This is a genomic window from Pseudonocardia sp. KRD291, assembly GCF_019263595.1.
Lineage (GTDB): Bacteria > Actinomycetota > Actinomycetes > Mycobacteriales > Pseudonocardiaceae > Pseudonocardia.
In genome coordinates this window covers 1-6,758 of sequence record NZ_JADQDD010000313.1, presented here as the reverse complement: position 1 = coordinate 6,758, position 6,758 = coordinate 1, and the positions used below count along the sequence as shown (strand labels likewise).

Here is a 6,758-nt window from a genome sequence, read left to right as displayed (position 1 = left end):
CCGCTCGGCCAGCCATCCGCGCCACCTCTGCACCTGCGACGACACCCGCTCGGCGAAGTCGTGGCAGCCGGTACGCAGCGCGTCCAGCTCGGGGGCGGTGAGCTCGGGGGTGGCCGCGTCACCGCTGCCGAGCGTGGCCTCGGCCACGACGTACTGGTCCGAGTACGTGGTGCGCACGGCCGGCTCGACGAAGCCGAGACCGGTCAGGAACCCGCGCATCGTGGCCGGGGTGAAGTAGGAGCAGTGCTCGTACTGCAGGTCCCAGAACGCACCCTCGGTGAGGATCCGGCCGAGGTCGGGCACCTCGGCGAGCAGCGTCGCCGTGCCGCCCCGGCGCATCCCGGCGACCAGCTCGTCGCCGAACCGCGACAGCGCCGGGATGTGTTCGAGGGTGTGCCGGCAGACCAGCGCGGCGGTGCCCGGCTCGACCTGCCCGGCGGCGAACGGCTCGGGCACCGCGCTCAGCCGTCCGGCCCGCTCGGGGCGGACCCGCTCCGGGGCGAAGTGCGGGTCGATCCCGGTGACCCGGCCGACCCCGGCGTCGAGCAGCTCCGCGGCGAAGTCCCCGGACCCGCAGCCGACCTCGACCACGTGCCGGTCGGCCAGGCCGAACCGCGCGACCCAGTCCGCGGTGATCTCCGCGGCGTAGGCGGCGAAGCGGGGGGAGTGGTGCTGGGACTCCTCGTGCGCACCGGTGTAGTCGAGCAGCGAGGAGTCGAAGTCGCGGTTGAAGACCATCCCGCAGCGCTCGCAGAGCACCAGGACCTGGTCGCCGACCGGCACCGCGCGCGCCTGCGCCGGGTCCGGCAGCACCGCCGTCCCGTGCACCGGCAGGCCGGCGACCTCGAAGAACGGGTCAGCCGCTGGAGCGTGACAGGCCGGGCAGGAGGTCAGCACCGGGCGAGCCTATCGACGGGCCGTGCCCGCCGGATCGGTGACCGGGCGCACCGGCGTACCGCCGGTGCCGAGCAGGCGCTGCCAGACCGGGGCGGTGACGCGGTCCGGCACGCTCTCCACCCGGCGGTGCTCGGCCAGGACGTCCACCGCGCGCCAGGCGTCGCCGCCGTGGCGACCGGGCCCGCGGCTCACCGTGCGCGCCAGCTCGGGCCAGGACTCGCCGCCGAGGATGCCGTTGACGTCCTCGGCGCCGTGCGCGACCTGGAACGTCCGCACGGCGTCGGCGGTGCCCTCGTCGAACCGGCCGGTGGGCTTCGCCTTCGTGGCGCCGGCGTCGCGCAGCAGGTACTGGGCCGCGGTGACGTCCGGCCCGGTGGCGCCCGGGCGCAGCAGCGGCCAGGACGCCTTCTCCGCCTCGGTGCGCGAGACCCGCCGCCCGAGGGTGGCGCCCACCTCGGCGCGCAGCCGCGGCAGCATCCGGTAGAGCCGGTCGCCCGGGCAGGCGGTGTTCTTGTAGTCGCGGTGGCCGTAGAGCTCGGTCGGCGCGATGCCGTACCGCGAGCAGATGTAGGCACAGGTGGCGCGCAGCGAGTTCCACAGCGCCGGGGTCGGGTCCACCCCGGTGTAGATGCCCTCGTTCTCGATCCCGACCGCGATGACGTTCTGGCCGGTGCAGTGCGCGCCCTCGACCTGGCGGCGGCCCTCGTTGAGCATGCCCAGGCTCAGTGACCGCCCCTCGAGCACGACGCCGCCACGGCTGATCGTGAAGTGCTGGCCCGAGTCGAGCCAGCCGTTGTTGTTCATGTGGTAGTTCTGCACGGCCCGGGCGAGCCGGTCGGCGGCCGGGCGGGAGTAGTCGGTGCCGTTGCCGGTGGCCGTGTGGTGCACCAGGATCCGGATCGGTCGACGGTCCCAGATCTTCACCGGCGAGCTCGGGCGGCGCGCACCCCAGCCCGGGCAGCTGACGATGAACGGCGCCGGTGCGCCCTCGGTCGACGGCGGACCGCCGGCGGGCCGCGCGGTCTCACCGGCCCACGCCGGACCGGCGAGGGCCGAGGACGCCCCCATCGCCAGACCGGCCGCGAGCACACCCCGCCGGGTCAGCCGAGCACCGTCCATCACGACCTCCGCAGGCGATGGCACAGGAGTCACGTCGGCCCCCTGCGTCCCACGGAGATCATCAGGCACGCCCCGGCCGACGGCCACCGCACCACGCCGTCGACCTGCGCACACGAACAGGTGCGAACGCCCGGCGGATCCGACCTTGATTTGGTTACCGGTCAGTAATATTCTGGTCGAAGTTACCGGCCGGTAAGTGGATCGGTCCGGGCCAGAGCGCGAACGGCGGTGCGAGCGACATGGGCCATTACACGAGCAACCTGCGCGATCTCGAGTTCAACCTGTTCGAGGTCTTCCGCATCCAGGAGACGCTGGGCACCGGGCCCTTCGAGGGCGTCGACCAGGACACCGCGAGGGGCGTGCTCGCCGAGCTGTCCGCGGTGTGCACCGGTCCGCTGGCCGAGTCGTTCTCCGACCTCGACCGCAACCCGCCGGTCTACGACCCGAAGACGTTCTCGGTCACCACGTCGCAGGCCCTCAAGGACGCCTACAAGATCCTCTGGGACGGCGAGTGGTTCCGCCTCGGCCTGCCCGTCGAGCTGGGCGGCTACGGCATCCCGCCGTCGGTTCAGTGGGCCGCCGCCGAGATGATGCTCGGCTCCAACCCGGCCGTGTTCATGTACATGGCCGGCCCGAACTTCGCCGGCGTCGTGCACGCCAACGGCACCGACGAGCAGAAGCGCTGGGCCGAGCTCATGATCGAGCGCGCCTGGGGCGCGACGATGGTGCTCACCGAGCCGGACGCGGGCTCCGACGTGGGGGCCGGGCGCACCAAGGCCGTCCAGCAGGAGGACGGCACCTGGCTCATCGACGGCGTGAAGCGCTTCATCACCTCGGCCGAGCAGGACATCACCGAGAACATCATGCACCTGGTGCTGGCCCGCCCCGAGGGCGCGAAGGCCGGCACCAAGGGCCTGTCGCTGTTCCTGGTGCCGAAGTTCCACTTCGACCCCGAGACCGGCGCCCCCGGCGAGCGCAACGGCGCCTTCGTGACCAACGTCGAGCACAAGATGGGCCTCAAGGCGTCCACCACGTGCGAGCTGACGTTCGGCCAGCACGGCGTCCCCGCCCAGGGCTGGCTGCTCGGCGAGGTGCACGACGGCATCGCGCAGATGTTCCAGGTGATCGAGTACGCCCGGATGATGGTCGGCACCAAGGCCATCGGCACCCTCTCGGCCGGGTACCTGACCGCGCTGGACTACGCCAAGGAGCGCGTCCAGGGCGCCGACCTGACCCGGATGACGGACAAGACCGCCCCGCGGGTGGCGATCACGAAGCACCCCGACGTGCGCCGCAGCCTGATGCTGCAGAAGGCCTACGCCGAGGGTCTGCGTGCCCTCTACACCTACACCGCGACCTACCAGGACAAGATCCGCGTCGCGCAGTTCACCGGCGAGGACACCGTGCTCGCGGAGAAGGTCAACGACCTGCTGCTACCGATCGTCAAGGGCGTCGGCTCGGAGCGGGCGACCGAGCAGCTGATCCAGTCGCTGCAGACCCTCGGCGGCTCGGGCTACCTGCAGGACTACGCGATCGAGCAGTACATCCGGGACGCGAAGATCGACTCGCTGTACGAGGGCACCACCGCGATCCAGTCCCTGGACCTGCTGTTCCGCAAGATCGTCCGGGACAACGGGCAGGCGCTGGCGCACGTGGCCGGCGAGGTGGCGGCGTTCGTCGACTCCGACGCGGGCAACGGCCGGCTCAAGGAGGAGCGGGCGCTGCTCAAGACCGCGCTGACCGACGTGCAGGGCATGCTCGGCACGCTCACCGGCTACCTCTACGGCGCGGCGCAGGACGTCACGAACCTCTACAAGGTCGGCCAGCACACGGTGCGGCTGCTGATGGCCGTCGGTGACCTGCTCGTCGGCTGGCTGCTGCTGCGCCAGGCGGCGGTCGCGCTGGAGGCGCTCGGCTCGGACGGGCTGTCGCCCAGGGACGAGGCCTTCTACCAGGGCAAGGTCGGCGTCGCGTCGTTCTTCGCCAAGACGGTCCTGCCCCGCCTGACCTCGGAGAAGGCGATCATCGACAACGCCGACAACGCGCTGATGGAGCTCGCGGACGCGAGCTTCTGACCTGCGGACGACGACGGCCGGGTGCGGGCTCCCCACCCGGCCGTCGTCGTTCCCGGGCCCGCCGCGCGACGGTCCGTCGCGCGCCGGGCCTACTGGGCGATGTAGGACTCGAGCTGCTCGCGCTCCTGCTCCAGCATGTCGATCCGCGCCTTGACCAGGTCGCCGATCGAGACGATGCCGGCCAGGCGCCCGTCCACGATCACCGGCAGGTGCCGGAAGCGGCGGTCGGTCATGATCTTGGCCAGCTCGCCGACCCCGTCGTGCGGGTCGCAGGTGACGACGTCGCTGGTCATGATCTCGGCGACGGTCACCGTGAGCAGGTCGACGCCGCGCTCGTGCAGCCGCCGCACGACGTCGCGTTCGGACACGATGCCGACCAACCGGTCGGCATCGACCACCGGCAGTGCGCCGAGGTTGTGCTCGGCGAGCAGCCGCAACACCTCGGACACCGCGGTGTGTGGTGTGACCGTCGTGACCTGAGCACCCTTGCCGCTGAGTACGTCCGCAATCCGCATCTCGCGCCCCGTTCGCTGGTTCCGGAGTGGAGTGTCGGAGTCTAGGGACGTGACCCGCGTCTCGTCAGCCCCCGAAGGAGGCCGGGTGGCCTAGCCGCCGCACCGGACGATCGGCTGCGGGTTGTACTTGACGGTGCGGGTCTTGCTGGTCGTCTCCCCGGTCGTGACGTCGCGCATGGTGCGGGTGTCGGTGGCGGTGAAGCCCCGCGAGCCCTTGCTCGCGTTGCACGGCTGGCCCGGGGGGATGGTCACGACCTGCGGGTCGGTGTAGTTCGTCCGCGGCCCGGACGAGGAGCTGACGTCGTAGCGCTTGGTGCCGAAGAACTTGACCGTGACGTTGCTCGGCGTCCAGGCCGTCTTGATCAGCACGGCGGTCGGGCCGTCGTTGCGGAACTTCACGTCGATGATGTCGTCGAACACCGTGGCCTCCCGGGCGGCCGGGTAGCGGCTGATGTAGTAGCTGTGCTCCTTGTGCTCGACGTCGACCATGCCGGCGAAGTAGGAGGCGTTGTAGAGCGTGGTGGCCAGCTGGGACACCCCGCCGCCGATCCCACGGGCCGGGGCGCCGTCCTCGATGATCCCGGCCTCGACGTAGCCGCGGGAGGCATCGCGCGGGTTGGTCGCGCCGTCCAGGCTGAACGTCTCACCGGGCTGCACGATCTGGCCGTCGATCGCCTCGGCGGCCCGCTTGATGTTCTGCCCCGAGTCGGGGGAGAAGCCACCCGTGGTGAACGTGCTGATCTCGCCGGCGCTGCCCAGGGACTGGATCTTCGCCGTCGTGATGTCCGGCGGCTTCACGGTGTAGATCGCGGGCACCGTGCGCGGACCGGGCCCGGTCAGCACCGGAAGCAGGTTCGCGAACGAGGCCTTGTAGTCGATCCCGCGCCCGTCCTGCGAGGGGACGACCTTCGGCGGGTTGGACGCGAAGTCCAGCGTCGCGTCGACGCCGGGCTTCTCGGTCTTCTCCAGCTGCGGGGTCACGACGTCGGTGATCGACTCGACGTTGATCTGCGGGACGAGCTTCTGGGCACCGTTCGGGTCGGCCTTGAACGTCAGTGCCTGCGCGATGTCCTCGGGGGCGACGGTGGCGTTGGCGCCCTCGCCGGTCACCGTCAGCGGCGCCGAGACGGCGGGCTTCGCGACCTCGTCGATCGCGGTCTGCACGTCGCCCGGGGTGGTCGCGGCCTGCTGGATGATCAGCGGCAGGGCGACCGGCGCGCCGGTGGCCCACTGCTGCTCCAGCGTGCCGACGGCCTTGTCCACGTCGAGGCGCTGACCGGGCACCGGCTCGACCGGGACCGGGTTCAGTCCCTCGAAGCGGACGGTGCCGTCCTTGGGCTCGCGGTCGACGACGGGCACCAGCTGCTCCATCGCGGTGCGCACCGAGCGCTCGTCGGCCTTGTTGACGACACCGACGTCGCGGTTGGTGAAGAACGAGGAGATCCGGGTGATCGGGTTCAGCGGCTGCGCGCCGGCCCGGTCGAGCGTGCCGGCGTAGTCCACCGACAGCCCGGCCGTCTTCGGGTCGATCTCGCTGCGCACCGGGCCCGCGGTCACCTGGACCGGCCGGCTCGAGCGCGGCTCGATCGCCGTCTGCAGCTGCTCGATCGCGGCCGCGCGGGAGAGCCCGCCGATGTTCTGACCGGCCACGGTGACCCCGCGCGGGACGCTGCCCGAGCTGAACAGCAGGTCGCCGAGGTAGGCGAGAACGACGATCCCGATGACGACGGCGGCGATCAGGAGGCCGGTGCGGCGCGGGCGACGGCCCGACCCGCCGCCTGCGTCCGGGTCGTCGCCGGTGGGACCGTCACCGCCACCGGACGGGCCGGGCGCGGCAGGCGGGGGACCGCCTGCGCCCGGGCCGCCGGGCACCCGGGCGGTCGGGCCCGTGGCGGCGGCCATCGCGGCGGTGGCCCCGGCTCCGGCCACTCCGGCTCCGGCCACTCCGGCCCCGGCCACGCCCGCTCCGGACCCGGCCGTGCCTGCTCCGGGCGCCGGGCTCGCCGCGCGCATCCGCTGGGTCGAGGCGTCGGCCGAGCCGGGGACCCGGGGGAGGACGCGGGTGCTCTCGTCGTCCCAGGAACCGAACAGCTCCGTGCCGCCGACGGACGGGCCGTTGCCGGAACCGTTTCCGGGCGGGGCCTCGGTGGGA

At 72.2% G+C, this 6,758-nt stretch carries 5 protein-coding genes; 1 reads left to right on the top strand and 4 read right to left on the bottom strand.

Annotation, left to right across the window (positions count from 1 at the left end; translation table 11 throughout):
* A partial coding sequence (locus tag I4I78_RS28120) for a class I SAM-dependent methyltransferase (protein ID WP_218614524.1) occupies nucleotides 1-897 on the bottom strand: 897 nt, incomplete at its 3' end.
* Between the two features lie 9 nt (nucleotides 898-906).
* Nucleotides 907-2,016, bottom strand: a complete 1,110-nt coding sequence (locus I4I78_RS28115; protein ID WP_218614523.1) for an N-acetylmuramoyl-L-alanine amidase — start codon at nucleotides 2,014-2,016, stop codon at nucleotides 907-909.
* Between the two features lie 239 nt (nucleotides 2,017-2,255).
* On the opposite strand from I4I78_RS28115, the gene I4I78_RS28110 reads away from it, so the two are divergent.
* On the top strand, nucleotides 2,256-4,091 hold the full coding sequence (locus tag I4I78_RS28110) for an acyl-CoA dehydrogenase (protein ID WP_218614522.1): 1,836 nt from the start codon (nucleotides 2,256-2,258) through the stop codon (nucleotides 4,089-4,091).
* Nucleotides 4,092-4,180: 89 nt separating this feature from the next.
* On the opposite strand, the gene I4I78_RS28105 is transcribed toward I4I78_RS28110, so the two are convergent.
* A complete protein-coding gene (locus I4I78_RS28105) occupies nucleotides 4,181-4,606 on the bottom strand; it encodes a CBS domain-containing protein (protein ID WP_218614521.1) in 426 nt (141 codons plus the stop codon).
* A 90-nt stretch (nucleotides 4,607-4,696) separates the two neighbouring features.
* The coding region (locus tag I4I78_RS28100; protein ID WP_218614520.1) for a VanW family protein at nucleotides 4,697-6,758 on the bottom strand (2,062 nt) is incomplete at its 5' end.